This is a genomic window from Collinsella sp. AM23-17 (genome assembly GCF_003470945.1).
Taxonomy (GTDB): Bacteria; Actinomycetota; Coriobacteriia; order Coriobacteriales; family Coriobacteriaceae; genus Collinsella; species Collinsella aerofaciens_O.
This window is the reverse complement of record NZ_QRHU01000014.1, coordinates 15553-36898: the sequence shown is the minus strand read 5'-3', so window position 1 is coordinate 36898 and position 21346 is coordinate 15553. Positions and strand designations below refer to the sequence as shown.

The 21346-nt window shown below is 58.2% G+C and carries 14 protein-coding genes and 1 pseudogene; 9 read left to right on the top strand and 6 right to left on the bottom strand.

The window, feature by feature from the left end; genetic code table 11:
- The first annotated feature begins 69 nt into the window (after positions 1–69).
- Positions 70–252 (top strand): hypothetical protein, encoded by a 183-nt coding sequence (locus DW645_RS09900; RefSeq protein WP_117648290.1) that lies wholly within the window; start codon positions 70–72, stop codon positions 250–252.
- Positions 242–1651 (top strand): APC family permease, encoded by a 1410-nt coding sequence (locus DW645_RS06515; RefSeq protein WP_118226927.1) that lies wholly within the window; start codon positions 242–244, stop codon positions 1649–1651. Before DW645_RS09900 ends, DW645_RS06515 begins: the two co-directional genes overlap by 11 nt.
- 36 nt (positions 1652–1687) lie before the next feature.
- Here the strand turns inward: DW645_RS06515 and DW645_RS06510 are convergent, their stop codons facing one another.
- The gene (locus tag DW645_RS06510; RefSeq protein WP_118226925.1) at positions 1688–1879 is read right to left on the bottom strand and encodes a hypothetical protein; all 192 of its coding nucleotides are present in this window, start codon (positions 1877–1879) and stop codon (positions 1688–1690) included.
- A gap of 128 nt (positions 1880–2007) precedes the next feature.
- Here DW645_RS06510 and DW645_RS06505 point away from each other — a divergent pair, with 128 nt between their 5' ends.
- From DW645_RS06505 to DW645_RS06490, 4 genes are all read left to right on the top strand, one after another.
- Positions 2008–3000, top strand: a complete 993-nt coding sequence (locus DW645_RS06505) for a helix-turn-helix transcriptional regulator (RefSeq protein ID WP_117736105.1) — start codon at positions 2008–2010, stop codon at positions 2998–3000.
- Between the two features lie 315 nt (positions 3001–3315).
- Positions 3316–4944, top strand: coding sequence for an amidohydrolase (locus DW645_RS06500; RefSeq protein ID WP_158550994.1), 1629 nt, complete (start codon positions 3316–3318; stop codon positions 4942–4944).
- A 96-nt stretch (positions 4945–5040) separates the two neighbouring features.
- Positions 5041–6417, top strand: coding sequence for an MATE family efflux transporter (locus tag DW645_RS06495; RefSeq protein WP_089572364.1), 1377 nt, complete (start codon positions 5041–5043; stop codon positions 6415–6417).
- Between the two features lie 251 nt (positions 6418–6668).
- Positions 6669–7838 (top strand): ATP-binding protein, encoded by a 1170-nt coding sequence (locus DW645_RS06490; RefSeq protein WP_199576447.1) that lies wholly within the window; start codon positions 6669–6671, stop codon positions 7836–7838.
- Between the two features lie 374 nt (positions 7839–8212).
- Here DW645_RS06490 and DW645_RS06485 read toward each other — a convergent pair whose 3' ends face one another.
- From DW645_RS06485 to DW645_RS06460, 5 genes are all read right to left on the bottom strand, one after another.
- Positions 8213–8863: a GNAT family N-acetyltransferase gene (locus tag DW645_RS06485; RefSeq protein WP_118226923.1), complete on the bottom strand. Its 651-nt coding sequence runs from the start codon at positions 8861–8863 to the stop codon at positions 8213–8215.
- A 383-nt stretch (positions 8864–9246) separates the two neighbouring features.
- The gene (locus DW645_RS06480; RefSeq protein ID WP_022094323.1) at positions 9247–10278 is read right to left on the bottom strand and encodes a 3-deoxy-7-phosphoheptulonate synthase; all 1032 of its coding nucleotides are present in this window, start codon (positions 10276–10278) and stop codon (positions 9247–9249) included.
- Between the two features lie 576 nt (positions 10279–10854).
- Entirely contained in the window at positions 10855–12711 is a 1857-nt protein-coding gene (locus DW645_RS06470; protein WP_118226921.1) for an ABC transporter ATP-binding protein, read from the bottom strand.
- A complete protein-coding gene (locus DW645_RS06465) occupies positions 12711–15077 on the bottom strand; it encodes an ABC transporter ATP-binding protein (RefSeq protein WP_118226919.1) in 2367 nt (788 codons plus the stop codon). The genes DW645_RS06470 and DW645_RS06465 overlap by 1 nt, the downstream gene beginning before the upstream one ends.
- Positions 15074–15523, bottom strand: coding sequence for a MarR family winged helix-turn-helix transcriptional regulator (locus DW645_RS06460; protein ID WP_117736111.1), 450 nt, complete (start codon positions 15521–15523; stop codon positions 15074–15076). The genes DW645_RS06465 and DW645_RS06460 overlap by 4 nt, the downstream gene beginning before the upstream one ends.
- 551 nt (positions 15524–16074) lie before the next feature.
- Between DW645_RS06460 and grcA3 the strand changes: the two are divergent.
- The 3 genes and pseudogenes from grcA3 to DW645_RS06440 all read left to right on the top strand — a co-directional run bounded on the left by grcA3 (position 16075) and on the right by DW645_RS06440 (position 21339).
- Positions 16075–18462 (top strand): annotated as a pseudogene (gene grcA3 / locus DW645_RS06455) (autonomous glycyl radical cofactor GrcA3).
- A gap of 300 nt (positions 18463–18762) precedes the next feature.
- Positions 18763–19773: a LacI family DNA-binding transcriptional regulator gene (locus DW645_RS06445; protein WP_052044096.1), complete on the top strand. Its 1011-nt coding sequence runs from the start codon at positions 18763–18765 to the stop codon at positions 19771–19773.
- 183 nt (positions 19774–19956) lie between these two features.
- Entirely contained in the window at positions 19957–21339 is a 1383-nt protein-coding gene (locus DW645_RS06440) for a family 43 glycosylhydrolase (RefSeq protein WP_035137642.1), read from the top strand.
- Positions 21340–21346: the final 7 nt, after the last annotated feature.

Genomic DNA, 21346 nt, shown 5'->3' with positions numbered 1-21346 from the left:
CAGGTCAGACGCGTCTTCAATTGCTGATAGTTTCCGGTTGCGAGCGCGACCGTTTTGATCGGAGTATCTATGTACCAGCGTATCGTTATCTACACGCGCCTGTTCCGCGAGCGTTGGTCCAACAATTGCATCCTCTCTTCTCTTTGGGATGGCACCTGCACCGGTGACGCGGCCTGCAACCCTACCTTGGGCTGCGCCTTCGGTACAGATGCCATCCTTTTTGCTGTAGGGGAAGCGTGCCATGGCAGGTAAAAAGTTCTCCCTGTTCGAGGTCATCCTCTCGGTTATCTGCGTTGTCTTTACCATCGAGGCGGCTGCTCCGGCATCTGCCATGGGTAACGTGCAGTTCTTCTGGTGGATCTTCCTTATCATTACGTTTTTGCTTCCCTATGGCCTGGTGGTGGCCGAGCTCGGTACGGCGTTCGATTCCGAGGGCGGCCTGTACGACTGGGTTCGCCTGGGCTTGGGAGACCGTTGGGGTGCACGCTGCTCCTGGTGCTATTGGGTCAACTTTCCACTGTGGGTGGCAAGTATCGCCTGCATGTTCCCCAGTGTCATCAATGCGGTATGGGGCATCGAATTTTCGCTTGGGGTCCGAATTGCCATCGAGCTTACCTTTGTGTGGGGCGTCACGGTCATGGCAATGCAGCCGGTGGCCGAGGCCGATTGGGTCATGGATGGCGGCGCCGTCATCAAGGTGCTCATTACCGCCGTGGTGGGAATCATCGGCATCTGGTTTGCCTGCAACAACGGCTTTGCCAACGACATGTCGTTTAAGACCTTCATTCCAGATCTGGGCGACACCAATTCGTTGACGTACCTATCGATTATCCTGTTCAACTTTATGGGCTTTGAGGTGGTCGCGACCTTTGCCAGCACGATGAAGAACCCGTCGCGTGATATCCCCAAGGCGGTTATTGCCGGTGGCGTGGCCATTGCGGCGATCTACATCATCTGTGGCATTGGCATTGGAGCCGCGGTTCCCACCGAGCATCTTTCACTCGATTCGGGCATTGTGGACGCAGTCGCCGCTATGGTGGGGCGCACCCACCCGCTGACGATGGTCGTGGGCGTGGCCTTTTTGGTGACGCTGTTCGCCAATATGATCTGCTGGAGCTTTGGCGTCAACAACGTAGCGAGCTATGCCGCGCGCCATGGCAACATGCCGCGTCCCTTTGCGTTGGTGTCCAAAAAGACCGGCATGCCCAACGGCTCGGCGCTCATTAACGGCTGTTTTGCCAGTCTGGTGCTGCTGCTCCAGATTCCGCTGGGTGAGGGTTCCGACGTCTTTTGGGTCTTCTTCTCGATGAACGTCGTCTTTCTGCTCATGAGCTATATCCCCATGTTCCCAGCGTTTTGGCGTCTGCGCAAGCACGATAATCGCTCGCGTGTGTTCCGTGCGCCTTTCGAGGGCAAGGTGCTCGCGGTGGCGCTTGCGATTCCCGTGGTGGAGCTCGTGCTTTCGATTGTTGCTACGATTGTGCCGCTCAACAGCTCACCTGCCGAGATGGCAAAGTTGCCGATTCTCGCGGGCGTAGTGATTGGCCTGTTATTGGGCGAGGTTTCGCGCCTCATATCGCGCCGCGGCCGAAGCGTCGACAATCCCGGCGTTGGTGCACGGGGGTCAGGTTACTTTGCACCAAAACAGTAAGCGCCGCGAGTTGCGCAGCGCTTGGTGCATCTTGGATTACTGTTCGCGGTGCTCGGGATCGGAAACGAGCTTAGGCGCAAAGAAGGGGACGTGGCCCAGATAGGGGCAGCTGTCCGAACGCTCTTCGACGACACAGGGGACGTCATTGTAGGTAAGTGAGTCGCTCAGGTGGACGATGGCCTTGGCGGCAGGAGCAACGAGTATTTTGAGCGGTGCGATAGGCGCCATGGCATCTCCTTTCATCGGTGAGACACAGCTTGTTTATCTAAACGATACAGTACGTTTAATCGGTGAGTCTAATCTTGCGGCAAAGAATCTGTCAACATCCTCACGGCATCTAGACAGGGGAGGCGGGCATGAGTTTCGCGTTCTATATCTACACCACGATTATCATGGGTGTGGCTCTGGTGACCAGTGCCGTGGCATTGGTGGTTTGGCTCATGACGCGCCGTCGCGACAGCCTGGTGGCCGCGGCGGGCTTTTTGCTCTACATGCTCGATATGTCGGTCATTTTTTTTGACGAGTACAATCGGCTCAAATACGACTACGCTGTTACCTTTAGCGAGCCGTTGCAGCACCCCTTGCTGCGCTGCGTGCTCGGTATTGCCATCTATGCCTGCGTGGTACTGTGGATGTTTGCGCGCTTGCGCAAAAGGCCGACGTCGCGCATGCTCGGACTTGCTATCGTGCCGTTTTCAATCTTGCAATTGGTGCTGGTGCCTCGCAGCGGTGCTGCCGGAGAGATGCAGCAGTATCTCTTTTGGCTCACGCGTGACCTGGGCAATGTAGGATGTCTTGCCTATGCCGCCTGGCATTACCGGCACAGGGCCACGCGTGTTGAGAAACTCGACCTCGACCGCTCAAAGCTCTTTTGGAAGGTGGCACTCGTTCTTGCGTTTTGCGTAATCGCCGAGGACACCTACATGATTTTGCTCTGTCGCCCCGACTCTCAAAACCCCGTCATCAGCCTCTTTTTGTGGTATCTGTCCGAGCGCAATATCTCCGAAAACGTGCTGCTCATGGCATGCGCGGTCCAACTCTTTTGCCAGTTTAGCCATATCCTGCGCGTGTATGCCCGTCATCCGCGTGCCGATGAGGACGTGGCGGCCGAGAGCGCACGCTCTGGGGACGATCTAGCATCACGCGTTGTGATCTATGCCGATGCCCATAAGCTGTCGCGGCGCGAGCAGGAGGTGCTCACGCTGGTGCTGAAGGGCAACGACGCCCAAAACATCGCCAGCGAGTTGGTCATCAGCCCTGGCACTGTCAAGGCGCACTTGCATCGCATCTACGTTAAAAGCGGTGTCTCCAACCGAGATGACCTCATAGATGCCTTTTGGCGTTCCTAGTCCTATTCTTCCTTGCATGCGGGTCTTGCCGTGTGGGCGGGCACGCCGTTGGGCGTAATGACGCGGTAATAATCTCAGACAATAAACCTGCAGGTAAAGCGTGTAAACCTGCTTAAACTGACCGTTTGCGATCCCTGGCCTTGGCACGGATTTGCCCCTGTGTATCAATGGGTGTAGCGCGAAGCCGCGGACGTGGGACAGACGTCCGAGCACGGCTTGTAGGCACGCGCCGATGCGGGAGCGCTACGCTCCCAACCGAGTGCCCACGCGGGCGGTGCGTCCGCGTTGCAACCAAAGATGCCTGAGGAGGCTCACATGGACAAGGCTGATGTAGTTATCAAGAGCAACGCCGTCTTTACCGGCGATGGGCTCGAGCCGTTTAAGGGCGGCGTTGCCGTGCGCGGTGATAAGATTGTTGCCTGCGGTGACGATGCTCACCTGGCACCGTTTATCGGTCCCGATACCGAGGTGCGCGACTTTGGCGACCAGCTCGTCATGCCCGGCCTGATCGACTCGCACACGCATTTTGCCCAGGGCGCGTTTATGACCGACCCCGATTTTGCCGTCAACCTCATCGACTGCACCAGTTTTGAGATGGCGATGGAACGTGTCGTGGCGTTTGCGGCCGACCATCCCGATAACGAGTGGATTCTGGGCTGCCAGATTATCCAGTTCCAGTGGGATGTCCCCGAGATGCCCACAGCCGCGATGATCGATGAGTACATCTCGGACCGCCCGGTCTTTCTGCAGCAGGTTGACCTGCATACCTTTAGTGCCAATACCTGCGCCATCAACAAGGTGGGAGTAACTTCGCAGACGCCCGATCCCGCAGGCGGCAAGATCCTTAAGGATGCCGAGGGCAATCTGACGGGCGTGTTTTCCAACAACGCCGGCGTCTTCTTTATGGACGAGGTCTACGACCCAGCGCCCGAGGTTGTTGACGCGTCGTTTGCAAAAACCGCCCGGCGCGCCAATGCCCTGGGAATCACTACGGTCGGCATGGTCAATCCTACGTTTGTGAGCATGGAAAACCCGTATGCGGTGTTGGCAGGTCTTAATGCCAAGGGCGACTTGCCACTGCGCGTGTTCCTGTACACCGATCTGTTCGAAAACGAGTCCTTAACGCTCGAGCAGATCAAGGAGAAATACGCCTTCTCGGGTACGCAGGTCGAGTGGCACGGCTTTAAGCAGTTTCTTGATGGCGTGTGCTCCGACCACACCGCTTGGATGCTTGAACCCTATTCCAACGCGCCCGATACCTGCGGTGAGCCCGCGGAGGATCCAGAGCGCATCCGTGCCGCCATTGTCAGGGCGCAGGAATGGGGCGTTGACACGCGCGTCCATACGATCGGCGATCGCTCGGTGCGTTTTGTGCTTGATTGCTTTGAGGAGGGCGAGCGCTTGCATGGTAAGCGGGGTTGCCGCCACTCCATGGAGCACAACGAGACGGTTCAGCCCGAGGATCTGCCGCGCTATGCCGAGCTGGGTATATGCCCTGGTATGCAGCCGTGGCACATGCTGCTCGATATGGCTGACCTTGCCAAGGACGATGCCGTGGGCCCCGAGCGTGCTGCGCTTTCGTGGCCCCTGCATAGCCTGCTTGCCAGCGGTGCCGTGGTGCACCTGGGCAGTGACTTCCCCGTTGTGGGCTTGGAGCCCATGGAGGAGGTGTACGGCGCGGTCTTCCGCATGCTCGAGGACGGCTCCAACCCAGAAGGGTGGTTCCCGCAGGAGCGCATCACCATGGCCGAGGCCCTGCGCGCCTACACCTACGGCAGCGCCTACGCCATGCATGCCGAGGATCGCATCGGTACGCTCGCATGCGGCAAACAGGCTGATATCTGTGTGCTCGACCGTAACCTCTTTGACTGCGAACCGGCTGAGGTCCTCGAGGCCACGGCGTCTCTCACGATGATTGCCGGCAAGGTGGTCTACGAGGCCTAGCGGGGCTGCTGCATCGCTAGGCGGTGCCGCAGCCTGTGCGTGCCGCCCATCCATTCATGCATCCATTCATCAATCTCTCATGGAAAGGGGAGAACAATGGCAGAAGAAACGACCGCCGCTGTTGAGGAGGAGCGTGAGCTTGCCTCGCAGCCGATTCCCGGCCTGGTGCGCAAGTACACCATCATCACCGGCCAGGGTATGCTCGCCCAGATTATCATGGTGGTCCTTGAGGGCCTCGTGATGGGTTGGGGCCTGGGTGCACACGGCCTGGCCTGTGTTTCGATCATCATGTCGGTCGAGTACATTAACCTGGCCTTTGGCAACCTGTTTGGCACCGGCGTGCCCGCCGTGGTGGGCAACCTTTTGGGTGCCGGCGACATTAAGGGCGCCAGCAAGGCGTTTAGCCAGGGTTTTTGGCTTACCACGATTGTGAGTGTGCTGCTTGCTGTGGTGATGGCTGTGTTTACCGAGCCCATCTGCGCATTCTTCGGCGCCACGCCCGACATCATGGCCGATACCGTTGCCGGCGTGCGCACCTTCTCCGTGCTGCTGCCGCTCACGGTCATTGGTCAGATGGTCACCGCCGTCATGCGTGTGGACGAGAAGGTTCAGATCCAGGCCAACCTCATGACCGTGTCTGCCATCGTCGCTATCTGCTGGCTTGCGCTTTCCACGTTTGTGCTCAAGCTTGGCGTTATGGGAGCTGGCGTGTACTACGGTCTTTCCATCGGTATCTGGGCCATCGGTATCTTCTGGTTCATCGGCGGTAAGAAGTCGCAGCTCCAGATCAGCGCCGCCGACCTCAAACTCGACATGGCCATCTGCGGCCAGATCATCAAGATTGGTTTCCCGTTCTTTTTGGTGCAAGCTGCCACGTTCATCTTCAACACCGTTGCCAACTCGTTGCTTGGCCAGCTCGGCGGCGACATGGGTTCGCTCTACATCGCGGCCTTTGGTGTGATCAACGGCTACATCCTCTACATTACCATGATGGTCGCCCAGTGCTTCTCGTACGGCCTGCAGCCCATTGCCGCCTTCAACGCCGGCGCCAAGGCGTGGGCGCGCCTCAAGGAAACGCTCTCCTGCACGCTTAAGTACCAGGTCGTGACGCTTGCTGCGGTGTCTGCTGTGCTATGGGTGGCCGCAACGCCGGTCTGCGCCTTTTTTGCTGGTAGCGACCCGGCGCTCGTCGAGGTTGCCGCCAACGCCACGCGCATCGTTATCCTGGCCGTGGCCCTGGGCTATCTTGCCATGACCATGTCGATGTACTTCCAGGCGGTTGAGAAGGTGGGTATCGCCACGTTCACCGGTCTGCTCCGCTACGTGATCTGCTCCGTGCCGCTTATGTACCTGCTTGGCAACATGATGGGCGTTCAGGGTGTCTGGTTTGCCTTGGTGGCGGCTGACGCCATCACTGGTCTTATCTCCATCGCCCTCGCCGTCCGCGAATCCAAGCGACTTGCCACGCTCTAGACCCGGACACGGCCGGCCCGCGATAGTCGAATAAGTCAACTCGCCTGCAAGCCACCACAATGGGGACAGTTCCCATTGTGGTGGCTATTGTTATTTAGGGTCTGAGATTTCGGCTCTATAAATAACGTTTTTGAACTGGGCTACTAAAAGATTGTGGAAAACACTACTACAAGATTATGGAAAACGCTACTGCAAGATTATGGCAAATGATACTATACGATTATGGTAACAGCGTTATAAGGGGCGTTGATATGGCCGAGTACATTAACAGGGATTTGCATGAGTTGCTCATTCGCATGGCGGGTTGGTTTCCTGTTGTGTCGTTGACGGGGCCTAGGCAGAGCGGTAAGTCTACGCTGGTTCGGCATGCCTTTCCCGACTATTCCTATGTTACGCTTGAGGACCCCCAAACGAGGCGCGCGGCCTTGGAGGATCCGGTGAGTTTTATCCGCAACCGAAAGGGCGGACTCATCATCGACGAGGCGCAATACGCCCCGGATTTGTTCTCGATGATTCAGGTTGTTTCGGATGAGCGGGGAGACGCCGGTCAATACATCCTTACGGGATCGCAAAACTTTTTGATGATGAAAAGCATCGGCCAGTCTCTTGCCGGGCGAGTCGGGATCTTAAAATTGCTGCCATTTTCGTTTCGAGAAGCGGAGAGGGGCCAGCAGGGGCAGTTGGAAGTGGATTTGTTCGCGCTCGAAGGGGGATACCCTCGCCTGCGTTCCGCCGGAATGCCGTCCTCGGTTTATTTCCCCAGCTATATCGATACCTATGTTGAGCGCGATGTTGTGGGCTTGCTTGATGTGCGCAATAAGGCGGAGTTTCATAAGTTTCTGTCCATAATTGCTCAGAGCGTCGGTGCCCTCATCAATATATCCTCGCTTTCTCGAGATACGGGCGTGAACGTATCGACCATTAAAAGCTGGTTGTCCATCCTGGAGCAGAGCTACCTGACGTTTTCGCTGCAGCCCTATTATGCAAATGCCAAGAAGCGTCTAACTAAAACGCCCAAGCTCTATTTTTACGACACGGGGCTGCTCTGCTACTTGCTCAAAATTGGATCACTGGAGCAACTATTGGAGAGCCCTTATCTAGGGGCCGTTTTCGAAAACCTCATCGTTTCCGAAACGGCGAAGAGCCATCTCAACGTGGGCGAGAATCCCGAGCTGTATTTCTATAGGGACGACAGCAAGCGTGAAATCGATTTGCTCGACTGTACAAACTCAGGGAGTCCCAAGGCTATCGAAATAAAATCATCCAGAACGTATCACGATAAGTACGCCCGTCATCTACAGACTGTATGCGATGAGATCGACATTGCAAAAGATGCGCGCTATGTTGTGGCCCGCGTGGATTCAACGTATGAGTCGAAAGACTGTAGCGTGGTCTCGGCGCGTGATTGGCTTTTGCGATAACAAGTTCGGCGTATTAACAACTGCCGCGAAGAGGATCGGACCCCTTTCGCGGCGGTTTTTTGCCGATCCGGTGCGCCTCAGATGCAAGTGAGTAGACTTTTTTGGATCTGTCGAGCACACCACGACAAGTGCTCAATAAAACCGCAGGTCAGCGCTGTGGCGATTCGGGGTGTGCTCGGCCTCCTGCAAAAAGTCTACTCACTTGGTTTTGGCTGCTAGAAGACCGCCGTGAGGGAAGGCAACTTCCTCGCGGCGGTTGGCGTTTGCCCAGATAAAACCTGCCAAAATAAACCTGTCCCTTTTTGGCGTGTCTCTTTTGGCGTGGCTGATTGGTTTGGGCTGTTTTGGAGAAAGCCCATGAGGCGGCACTCAGGCTAATCCTGCGTGTCGCCTCCGTACATGTAGACGATAAAGCCGTCGCCGGTGTCTTGGCTGTGATCCTCCAGGATGCGTTTCATGTTGAGGTGCTCGTAGAACTGCCAGTCAGAGTTGCAGTCGCTCATCAGGAAGAACTTGGTGCACCCGGCTTTGGCGAGTTCGGCGCGCGCAAGGTCGATGAGCTCGCGGCCGAGTCCCTTGCCCTGCCACTCGGGCACAATGATGATCAGGTTGAGCTGGCCCTGGGCATGCTCGTTGCCCGTGGCGGCAAAGCGATCGGCCGTGGCCTTTTCGCGACTGTCGCCAAAGAGCGAGCCCTCGAGTTTGGCATCGGCGGTCTTTGCCATCTCGGTTGCCTGGGCGAACATCTCGTCGTAGCAGGGTACCCACGTGGGGTTGGTACGCGGCTTGCCGTCTTCGAAGATGCCGATGCAGCAGGCGGCGATAATGCGGCCCTCTGCCTCGGCAACGAGCGCGATAGGGGAGCGCTGCAGCTGCATGGCAATGTTGAAGCGCGCGCAGAAATCGGCAGCTTCGACGTCGCCGCGGTTGCGTAGCGTGTTGCACCACAGCCGGTTGTAGATGGCGGCGATACCATCCAGGTCGTCGAGCGTGGCGGCGCGCAGGGTTACGTTGTCAAGGCTCATGGAGGCTCCTTCCAAGTTGGGTCAGGCCATCTATGAGTGTGGCATGGCCGCAGGGCCGCCGCATCAACCATTCGGTAGACGACCCCCGATTCCACGGGGGCGGAGAGATAGTCATTGGGGACGTTCTTAAACGACTAGTCAAACAAGAACGTCCCCAACGACTACTCATTTAAGTACGTCCCCAATGAGTGCCCCCAATGAGTGTGCAGCCAAGGTGATGCCGTTGTTTTGGCAACGACAGCGAAAACCCGCCAGAGCGAGCAAGATGCCTTGAAACAAGGCGGCATTGACCTTTTGGTCATGCCGCCGAAGTTGAAAGGCAGATTGCCGCTCTGGCGGGTTTGCAGCGTCGAGCCGTTACGCGGGTTGGTAAACCCGCGTAACTAAACCCGCTCTGCGATCTCGTGGATGAGGTAGTCGGTCTTTTCCCAGCCTAGGCACGGGTCGGTGATCGACTTACCAAAGACGCCGCCGTCGACCGGCTGGTTGCCATCCTCCAGGTAGGACTCGATCATAAAGCCCTTGACCAGCTTGGAGATGGACTCGTTGCGGCGGCAGCTGTCGAGCACCTCCTTGCAAATACGATACTGCTCAAGCGGACGCTTGCCCGAGTTGTCGTGGTTGCAGTCGATGACCGCCGCTGGGTTGGCGTAGCCGGCGTGCTCGGTGTAGCGCTCAGCCAGGCGCTCGAGGTGCTCGTAGTGGTAGTTGGGGTAGGTGCGCCCATCGAGGCCGATGTAGCCGCGCATGACGGCGTGCGCGAGCGGGTTGCCATCGCACTCGACCTCCCAGTTGCGGAAGATAAAGCTCTGGTGCGCCTGCGCGGCGTAAATGGAGTTGAGCATAACGGTGGTAGAGCCGGCAGTGGGATTCTTCATGCCGACGGGTACCGAAATGCCGCTCGACACCAGGCGATGCTCCTGGTTCTCGACCGAGCGTGCGCCCACGGCAACATAGCTCAGCAGGTCAACGAGGTATTGGTAGTTGGACGGATAGAGCATCTCGTCGGCGGTAAAGAAGCCCGTTTCCTCAATAACGCGCAGGTGCATATGGCGGATGGCCTTGACGCCCTCGAGCAGGTCGTCGGGAGCCTCGGGGTTGGGGTTGTGCAACAGGCCCTTGTAGCCGGTGCCCTTGGTGCGCGGCTTGTTGGTATAGACGCGCGGAATGATGATGAGCTTGTCCTTGACCTCCTCGGCGGTCTTGGCCAGTCGGTTCATGTACTCAAGTACCGAGTCCTCGCGGTCGGCAGAGCACGGGCCGATGATGAGCACCTTACGTGCGTCCTCGCCGGTAAAGACCTTGGCGACTTCGGCATCGAATGCCTGCTTCTTGGCGGTAAGCTCGGCGGAGAGCGGCATTTCCTCGCGGATCTCCATGGGGATCGGCAACCTGCGTTTGAATTCCATGGCCATACGGGGCCTCCTCAATCAATTGATGGCATCGAGAACATTGTCGAATGCTCGGCATTATCCGCTGTCGCACGCTAAAGTGCAACCCCTCGCCGCCCCGAAACCTACCAAATAGGGACAGGTTTATTTTGGTAGGTTTTATCTGGGGAAACGCCGGCGGATGCCGGGAGGGAGTGGCGCTACGCGGGGCCCTATGGCTGTTGTCGGTTCCCCGGGAAACACCCTGTGGGCAAAAAATGGCAAATATGAGTACTGTTGCTATTGTAGTGCCATATTGCCGGCAAAAGATAATAGACATAACAGAAAATATGTTCATTAACCTAACACATATAAGCCCGCTATAGAGCTATTTGAGTAATTTAGGAGCGCGTGCAAGCCGTGTGAGCAGCATTTGGTGCTGTTTTGGCTGTTACTAAAAAGGTGACAGTACTCATATTTGCCATTTTTTGCCCACGGGGCTTGGAGTGGGCTGTCAATCAGGTCCCAGGGGAGGCAGTTCGAGGCCCAAAGGAAACAAAACGGGGGCGCAGTTCATTCTGCGCCCCCGTTTTTGGGTATTGCGGTTGTTTGCCGCCGGTTTTACGCCGCTTCGTCGAACTGCGAGTTGTACAGGTCGGCGTAGAAGCCGCCCTGGGCGAGCAGCTCGTCGTGTGTGCCCTTCTCGACGATGTCGCCGTCGCGAATCACCAAGATTACGTCGGCGTTGCGGATCGTGGACAGGCGATGCGCGATGACAAAGCTCGTGCGGCCCTGCATCAGCGCATCCATGGCGCGTTGGATGAGCTCCTCGGTTCGGGTGTCCACGTTAGAGGTCGCCTCGTCCAGAATCAGCGCCGGGCGGTCGGCCAAAATGGCGCGGGCAATAGTCACGAGCTGGCGTTGGCCCTGCGACAGGTTAGTGCCTTCCTCGTTGATCATAAAGTCGTAGCCGCCGGCGAGCGTATGGATAAAGTGGTCGCAGCGCGCGGCGCGTGCAGCGGCCTCGACTTCGGCATCGCTCGCATCGGGGCGTCCGTAGCGGATGTTCTCGCGGATGGTGCCGTTAAACAGCCAGGTATCCTGCAGCACCATGGCAAACTCGCCGCGCAGTGCCGCGCGGTCCCAGTCGCGCACGTCGACACCCTCAACGCGCAGCGAACCGCCGTCCACATCGTAGAAGCGCTGCAGCAGCTTGATGAGCGTGGTCTTGCCGGCGCCGGTGGGACCGACGATGGCGATGGTCTGGCCGGGCTGCGCCTCGCAGCTAAAGTCGTGGATGATGGTCTTGTCCGGCGTGTAGCCAAACTTGACATGGTCAAACTCCACGTGGCCGGGGCGCTTCTCGGGGATCTGCGCGTCGGCCTTCTGCTCCTCCTCGGGCGCGGCCAAGAACTCAAAGACACGCTCGGTGGCGGCGGCCATCGACTGCATCGTGTTGCTCACGTTGCCCAGCTGCTGCACGGGCTGCGTAAAGTTGCGAACGTACTGGATAAAGCTCTGAATATCGCCAGGCGTGGCATTGCCGGTCAGCGCGAGCTGCGCGCCCACCACGACGACGCCCACGTAGCCCATGTTGCCCACCAGGCTCATAAGCGGCATCATCAGGCCCGACAGGAACTGCGAGCGCCATCCGCTAATAAAGAGGCGGTCGTTTTGACGGTCGAACTCCTCGATCGAGGCCTCGGCGCGGTCGAACACCTGAATGACGTTCTGGCCGGCAAAGTCCTCCTCGATAATGCCGTTGACGGTGCCCAGGACCTGCTGTTGCTCGCGGAAGTACGGCTGCGAGAAGTGAATCATCACGGTCAGGATAATCGCGGCGGCCGGCAGTGTGAGCACGGTGACGCCGGTGAGCGGCAGACTGATCGAAAGCATCATGACGAGCACGCCGATAATCTGCGTCACCGACGTGATGAGCTGCGTCACGCTCTGGTTGAGCGACTGACCCAGCGTATCGACGTCGTTGGTGATGCGGCTGAGCACGTCGCCCTTGCTGTGGCCGTTGAAGTAACTCATCGGAACGACGGCGATCTTGGCGGCGATCTCCTTGCGCATGCGATAGCAGATCTTTTGCGTGACGCCGGTCATGAGCCAGCCTTGGATCAGGCTGCAGGCAGAGCTCGCCAGATACAGACAGAGCAAAAAGCCGAGCGTCTTGGCGATCCAGGCAAAGTCGACATCGCCGGTGCCGTTGACCTTGGAGACCAGGCCTTCGAACAGTTTGGTCGTAACCTGGCCGAGCACCTTGGGTCCCACAATGTTAAAGATGACCGAGCACACGGCAAAGGCGACGGCGGCAAACACGGCAATCTTGTGCTGACCGATATAGCCGAGTAGCTGCCTCATGGTGCCCTTAAAGTCCTTGGCCTTTTCGCCGCGGCCCATGCCACCCATGCGGCCCATGGGACCGCGCCGGCGGGTGGGCTTGGGAATCTGAGTCTTGGTCTTGTCTGCCATTAGTGCTCGCCTCCTTCCATGACGGCTTCAATTTCTTCTTGGGTGAGCCCCAGCTCCTCGGCGGAAAGCTGCGACTGTGCGATCTCCAGGTACGCTGGGCAGCTGTGCAGCAGCTCCTCGTGCGTACCGGTGCCCACCACGTGGCCGTCGTCGAGCACGATGATCTGGTCGGCGTGCATGATGGTCGCGATGCGCTGGGCCACGACCACGAGCGCGGCGTCGGTAACGTTTTTGGCAAGCTCTTCGCGCAGGCGCGCGTCGGTCTTGTAGTCGAGGGCGCTAAACGAGTCATCGAACACCACGACCTCGGGCTTTTTGGCCAACGCGCGGGCGATGGCCAGGCGTTGGCGCTGACCGCCCGAGACATTGGAGCCGCCCTGGCTGATGGGGGAGTCGTAGCCGCCCTCGCGCTCGGCGATAAAGTCTTCCGCCTGGGCGACGCGTGCTGCCTGGCGCATATCCTCGTCACTTACCATGTCGCCGGCAAACTTGAGGTTGCTCTCGATGGTGCCCGAGAACAGGCGCCCCTGCTGCGGGATGTAACCGATGCGGCGGCGAAGCTCGGAGAGGGTCATATCGCGCACGTCGACGCCGTCGAGCGAAATGCTGCCGCCCGTCACGTCGTACAGGCGCGGAATCAGCTGCACGAGCGTGGACTTGCCCGAACCCGTGGAGCCAATGATGCCGAGCATCTGGCCGGCGTGCGTGGTGAAGTTTACGCCGCTAATGACGTCGGCGCGGGCATCGGGATACTGGAAGCTCACGTCGCGGAAGGTGAGCTCACCGCGCGGCGCGCTGGCTGCGGGCAGTTTGGGCGAGGCAGGGTCGTTGATGCTCGTGGGGCAGGTGATGACCTCTTCCACGCGCTCGGCTGCGACCTCGGCGCGGGGCAGGATGACCGAAACCATGGTGAGGATCATAAACGCCATGACGATCTGCATGGTATAGGAGATAAACGCCATCATGTTGCCGACCTGCATCACGCCGTCGGACACGCCCTGGGCGCCAAACCAGACGATAAGCACGGTGATGCAGTTCATGACGAGCATCATGAGCGGCATCATAAAGCTCATGGCGCGGTTGGTGTAGAGCTGCGTGGTCATCAGGTCGAGCGACGCCTTGTCAAAACGCTCGAGCTCATGCTCCTCGCGGTTGAACGAACGGATAGGCATAAGGCCGTCGAGCAGCTCGCGGGCGGTAAGGTTCACACGGTCCACAAAGCTCTGCATCTTTTTGAACTTGGGCATGGTGAGGCCCATAAGCACGCCGACGACGGCCGAGACCGCGATGATGGCCACGGCGATGGTCCACTCCAAGCCGGTGTGGTTGGCCAGGACACGCATGACAGCGACGATGCCCATGACGGGGGCCATCAGGCACATGCGGATGAACAGGGTTGCGGCCATCTGGATCTGCTGAATGTCGTTGGTGCAGCGGGTGATGAGCGAGGCCTGGCTAAACTTGCCCACCTCGGCCGGCGAGAAGTGCATAACCTTGTTGAAGGTCTCGCGGCGCAGGTCGCGGGCGATGGAACAGGCGGTGCGCGAGGCCACGGCACCGGTCAGGATGGTGGCGACGAGCGACACGAGGCACAGACCAAACATCGTGGTCGCCATGCGGCTCAGGTAGGCGTTCTGCACGTCAGCGGGGTCGATGCCCTGCGCCTTGTACTCGTCCTGTACATAGCTCACGGCGCGCTGGGTTACGATGGAGCCCGACATGGAGCCCATTTTGTCCGCCATTTGGTTGGCGCCCTCGACGAGCTTGCTTTGGTCTACCAGACCGCCCTCGACACCCAGGCGCAGGCTCTTCATGGTGATCTTACCGCCGTCGGCATCAATCTGCTTTTGCATGTTCTGCGCCGCTGCGGCCTTCTGCTGCATCTCGGCGAGCTGCTTGGGCGTCATCGCTGCCATTTGCTCGGGGGTGGGCATGGCCTGGGCAGCGTTACTGTCTTTCTCGCTGGACGAGCCCATCATGTCGCCCATGGAGTTGGCGTCAATGCCCTGGTTGAGCGAAAGAACGACAGTCTCGGGCAGGCTCATAATGTCGGCAATCTTGCCTCCATCGGCACGCTCTTCCTCGGTGCCCTTGTACGTTCGAATGCCGTTTTTGTCAGCCTTGCTAAACACGGCCTCCACTGCCTTGGCGTCCTTGGCGCTCATAAAGAGCTTGAGGTCATCGAGCGATTCGGCGCGAATGGTGTCGGGTACGGGCGAGGCGATGCCGCCTTGCTGCACGCCCACATCGACGATGTCACTCATATACGTAGGTAGCGCTAGGTCGGCATTGCAGCTGATTACGATAAGCACGATAGCCGTGAGTAGCGCCAGGATATGCTTTTTAAAGAGCTTGAGAATCCTCACTCGGCATCTCTCCTTTCTTGATTGCGATCGATAATTTCGTTGGCACGCCTTAGGAGGCGCACCATCTCTTGGGTATCTGTTTCGCCGAGCTGCTCGAGGAAGGCCGCGGTGCGTTTCTCGAATTCCCGACGTTTGATTTCGAGATCTTGTCGGCCTTTGTCGGTCACCGTGACGTGTACGCGACGACGGTCGGTCTTTGAGTGCTCGCGCTCGACCCAGCCCTTGGTTTCGAGGGCGCGCAGGATGTTGGCGATGCGGGCGCTCGAGACCCAGGCGCGATCAGCGAGTTCGCTCGGCGTGAGCGAACCGCCAGCGAGCATGAGAGCGCGCATGACAGCCATCTCGCCGCCGAGAGCTTTGTCCGCAAAGCGCGAAATGCGCTGATGCATGCTGCCAAACTCAGTTAAGAGCTGGCGCCCAAGCTCATGGAAATCGGTATCTTCCACCGAAAACCCCTAACACTAGAAACTATTTTCGGTGAAAGATGATACCCTTGCACGCGCACCCTATACGGTAGAATTTTTGGGACATGTCTAGAAAACTACCTTTAGGCGACCTCCGTGCACCGTCGGTACCAGCAAAGTTAGGGGTAGATCGTTAGGCATGTCCCAAAGCCTACTCAGAGGCACTTTACCCTGCTAAAACTGGCATAACAGCTAGAGTGAACGTCGTACAAAGGCAAGGAAATATACCAAACAAATCGGTGAACGGTAGTTGTTCGCGCTCGCATTTCCTGCGGGTTTGTAAAAAACGCCTTTATGATATAAAAAAAGAAACATATAACAGCCCAGATGGAGAGGGTCGCTATGTTATCCTTCTCAAACGGGTGAAATCTTGGGTTTTGGGTTGTAGTTCCAAGGTGGACAAACGTTTTCCCTGCACCAACGTGTGGTGAAGAACGGAAGAAGCCGGTAGTGCAAGCCGAACATTCAAGAATTCAATAAGCAGCGGTGTGAGAGAGCGCCGCATTACACGTAACTAGGAGCGTGGTTACACAATGCAGGAGGCATGGGAAGGCTTCAAGGAAGGCATCTGGACGGGAGAGGTTGACGTCCGAGACTTCATCCAGAAGAACTACACCCCCTACGAGGGCGACGAGTCGTTCCTCGCCGGCCCGACCGAGCGTACCAAGGAGCTGTGGGGCGAGGTTCTCGACCTGCTGCTCAAGGAGCGCGAGCAGGGCGGCGTCCTCGATATGGACACCAAGACCGTCACGGGTATCGTGAGCCACCCCGCTGGCTACATCGATAACGCCCATCGCGACAAGGAGACCATCGTCGGCCTCCAGACCGACAAGCCGCTCAAGCGCGCGCTGCACGTCAACGGCGGTATCCGCATCGCTTGCCAGGCTGCCAGCCAGCACGGCTACAAGATCGACGAGAACGTTGTCGAGCGCTACACCTTCGAGCGCAAGACCCACAACGCCGGCGTCTTCGATGTCTACACCCCCGAGATGCGCGCCTGCCGCTCGGCCCACATCATCACCGGTCTGCCCGATGGCTATGGCCGCGGCCGCATCATCGGCGACTACCGTCGTGTCGCCCTGTACGGTGTCGACTACCTGATCAAGGACAAGGAGGCCCAGAAGGCTTCCACCCCGACGGTCATGACCGCCGACAACATCCGCGATCGTGAGGAGCTGCAGGAGCAGATCCGCGCCCTCGGCGAGCTCAAGATGATGGCCGAGACCTATGGTTTCGACATTTCCAACCCTGCTACCAACACGCAGGAGGCCATCCAGTGGATGTACTTCGCCTACCTCGCTTCCGTCAAGGAGCAGAACGGCGCCGCTATGTCCATCGGCCGTACCTCCACGTTCATCGACATCTACGCTGAGCGCGACCTTGCCAACGGTACCTTCACCGAGGAGCAGATCCAGGAGTTCGTGGATCACTTCATCATGAAGCTCCGCATGGTCAAGTTTGCCCGTACCCCCGAGTACCAGGCCCTGTTTACCGGCGATCCGCAGTGGGTCACCGAGTCCATCGGCGGCATGGGTGTCGACGGCCGTACGCTCGTTACCAAGATGAGCTACCGCTACCTGCACACGCTCGAGAACATGGGCACCAGCCCCGAGCCCAACATGACCGTTCTGTGGTCGACCCGTCTGCCCGAGAACTTCAAGAAGTTCTGCGCCAAGACTTCTGTCGCCAGCTCCTCGATTCAGTACGAGAACGACGACCTCATGCGCGTCTACCACGGCGACGACTACGGCATTGCCTGCTGCGTGTCCTCCATGCGCATCGGCAAGGAGATGCAGTTCTTCGGCGCCCGCGCCAACCTGGCCAAGTGCCTGCTGTACGCACTCAACGGCGGTGTTGACGAGGTCTCCAAGAAGCAGGTCGGCCCCAAGTATCGCGCCGTCGAGGGCGATACGCTCGATTACGACGACGTTGTGGCCAAGTACAACGACATGATGAAGTGGCTCGCTGGCGTGTACGTCAACTCGCTGAACATCATCCACTACATGCACGACAAGTATTGCTACGAGCGCATCCAGATGGCTCTGCACGACAAGCACGTGCACCGCTGGTTCGCTACGGGCATTGCTGGCCTTTCCGTCGTGGCTGACTCCCTGTCCGCCATCAAGTACGCCAAGGTCCACCCCGTCCGCGACGAGAACGGCATCATTGTCGACTTCGAGACCGAGGGCGAGTTCCCCAAGTACGGTAACGACGACGACCGCGTCGACCAGATCGCTCACGACGTTGTGCACCAGTTCATGGAGTACATCCGCATGAACGACACCTACCGCAACTCCGTGCCCACGACCTCGGTTCTGACCATCACCTCCAACGTCGTGTACGGCAAGAAGACCGGTTCTACGCCTGATGGCCGCAAGGCTGGCCAGCCCTTCGCCCCGGGTGCTAACCCCATGCACAAGCGCGATAGCCACGGCGCCATCGCTTCGCTGTCTTCGGTTTCCAAGCTCCCGTTCCGCGATGCTCAGGACGGCATCTCCAACACCTTCTCCATCATCCCGGGTGCGCTCGGCAAGGAGGACCAGGTGTTCTTTGGCGATATCGACCTTGATCAGCTGGGCGAGTAACTATTGTTAGTGCTATACTAACAATAACGATTACTGATTAGCGCGCCGGTTCGGCCGGCGCCTATCAATCGAAGGAGACACATTATGAAGGTTTCTGAAGTTTCCGAGACTCAGGCTGATAACCTGGTCCATATGCTCGACGCTTACGCCGAGAAGGGTGGCCACCACCTGAACATCAACGTCTTCAACCGTGAGACGCTGCTCGATGCTCAGGCTCACCCCGAGAAGTACCCGCAGCTGACCATCCGCGTTTCCGGCTATGCCGTGAACTTCCACACGCTCACCAAGGAGCAGCAGGACGAGGTCATTTCGCGTACCTTCCACAACAAGTTCTAAAGGGGCTCAACTCCCGCAGGATCGCCGGGGCTGTTTGGGCTACCTCCCAAAACGTCCTCGGACATGCAAAGAGGCTCGCTGCGCACTTCGTGCGGCGAGCCTCTTTGCGTCCTGCGGGATGTTTTGGGAGGTAGCCCAAACAGCCCCGGCGGGGGTCCTGTGTAGTCACCCTTTAGGCGGAACTCTCCTAATTATTTGGATGAGTCGTTTACTTACTTGTGCTGTTACCGTCTTCCCGCTGTTGTTGGGGTATGCTTTGTTCGTATGTAAACGTATGACATGTTGATGGGGGAGGGTGCTATGGCTCACGAGAGTGCCCGTTCTAAGGATACGGCTAAGCCTGGCATCAAGGAAGTTGCAGCGGTGGCGGGGGTTTCGCCTACTACGGTATCTCGCGTGCTTAATAACCGCGGCTACATTAGCCAGGAAACCCGCGATAAAGTCCATGCGGCGATGGAGCGCATCAACTATACGCCCAACGATATCGCCCGTGCCATGCTCAACGGTCGCCTGAATCTTATCGGTATGATCGTTCCCTTTGTGAGCAGCCCGTTCCATGCTCAGGTTGTGCAGGCGGTCGAGCGCACGTTAGCGGAAAACGGCTTTAAGATGTTGCTGTGCAACAGCGCCAATCGACCCGATCTTGAGCGTTCCTATATTGACATGCTCCGCCGCAATATGGTCGACGGCGTCATCGTCAACTCCCTCAATATCGGTGCCGAGGCATATGCCGAGATGGGCTTGAGCCTGGTTGGCATCGACTGCGATCTTGGCGAGGGCTCTGTCCAGATTGCAAGTGACAGCTATGGCATTGGCGAGCTCGCCACGCGCCGTCTGATTGATGACGGCTGCAGGCGTATCCTGTGCCTGCGCAGCAATAGCCGCATGCGCATGCCTGCCAATAAGCGTACCGATGCCTACCTCGATGTTGTTGAGCAGGCCGGTTTGTCCGCGCTTGTCCGTGAGGTTGAGTTCGTTAAGCCCGACGACGAAAAGGGCGCGGTCGTTGCGAAGATCCTCGATGAGAACCCCGATATTGACGGCATCTTTGCGGGAGACGATACGATGGCGGCCATCTGTCTCAATGTGATGAAGCAGCGCGGCTTGAGCGCTCCAGACGATATTAAGGTCGTGGGCGCGGATGGTGCCCGCCGAACTATGACGTTTATGCCTGACTTAACAACCGTACGTCAAGATATCGATCGCATCGGAGAGCTCGCGGCGCAATCCATCATCGCTCTTATTAACGGCGATAATCCCGAATCGAATATCAAGCTCCCCGTTGAACTCATTGAGGGCAAAACCGCGTAGTTCATCCCGTGCCAAAAGAATTCCTCAAACGCCTCTGATGACCGTTCGCCGGCATATGTCAACCGTTTACCGACGACTGGAACTGCGAAAAGACGTATTGGTATGAAAACGTTTGACATATGAAAACGATTGACATATCTTGCCATTGTACCGAGTTAGTATGTCGTGGAAAGGAAGTCTCGGATGCACAAGGTGTATTACCAGCCTGAGGGAATTTGGGTAGGCGACATCATGCCGTACGGCGAGGACGGCACGTTCTATCTCTATCATCAGCGTGACACGCGTAACCCCGAACCTTTCGGAGAGCCGTTTGGCTGGGCACTCGCTACGACCAAGGATTTCGTCAACTACAAGGACTTTGGCGAGAGCCTTGAGCGCGGCGGCGACGAGGAAGTCGACCAGTACATTTATGCCGGCACGGTGTTTAAGGTGGGCGACAAGTACCATGCGCTCTACACTGGTTGCAATCGCGATAAGGTCCGCGCACGTTTGATGAAGCAGGTTCTTCTTCACGCAACGAGCGACGACGCCGTCAAGTGGGAGAAGAACATCGCCGAGACGCTGCTTCCGCCCCAGGAGGGTTACGATGACCGCAACTGGCGCGATCCCTTTGTGCTTTGGGATGAGGAGAACGAAGAGTACATGCTCATCCTCGGCACGCGTGTGGGCGAGGACAAGCGTCTGATGACCGGCCGCCTGGTCAAGTTCACCTCCAAGGATCTGACCAACTGGGAGTTCCAGGGCGACTGGTGGAACCCGGGCCTGTACACCATGTTTGAGATGCCTGATCTCTTTAAGATGGGCGACTGGTGGTACCTCGTCTTTTCCGAGTACAGCGACGGCAACAAGACCCGTTACCGCATGTCCAAGTCCATCAACGGTCCTTGGATTACCCCCGCTGACGACTCCTTCGACGGCCGCGCGTACTACGCCGCTCGCACCGCATTCGATGGCGAGCGTCGCGTTCTCTTTGGTTGGGTTCCTACGCGTGACGAGGGCGGCGACCCCAGCTCTTACCTATGGGGTGGCACCTTTATGCCCCTCGAGATCGTTCAGCGTGCCGACGGAACGCTCGGCACCAAGCTCCCCGACAGCATGCTTGGCGCCTTTGGCGAGGCTAAGGCAGTCGAGACCTTTGAGCTTTCCTGCGAGTCGGGCAAGGTCGAGCAGGTGCTCGCCGCAGATGCCGGCTCCACCTACTTGCTCGATGCCGACATTGAGCTCGGCGGTAACGCTGCCGGCTTCTCGGTCAAGTTCGCCGAGGACGCCGAGACCGGTCTTGCCTATGAGTTCCGCGCCAACCTGCGCGAGGGCAAGCTCGAGTTCACGCCGGCTCCCCAGTACCCGTGGTTCCAGGTCAACAACATGGGCCTCGAGCGTCCGTTGTTCTTTAAGGGCGAGGGCACTCACCATGTGCGTCTGGTCGTCGACGACGACATCGCGACCATCTTTGTCGATGACGTTGCGCTCAACGCTCGCTTCTGCAACAAGCAGGGCCAGGGTGTGGCGCTTACCGTCACCGACGGTGCGCTCAAGTGCGCAAACGCAACGATCGCGTCTCTGTAGCGGCAAC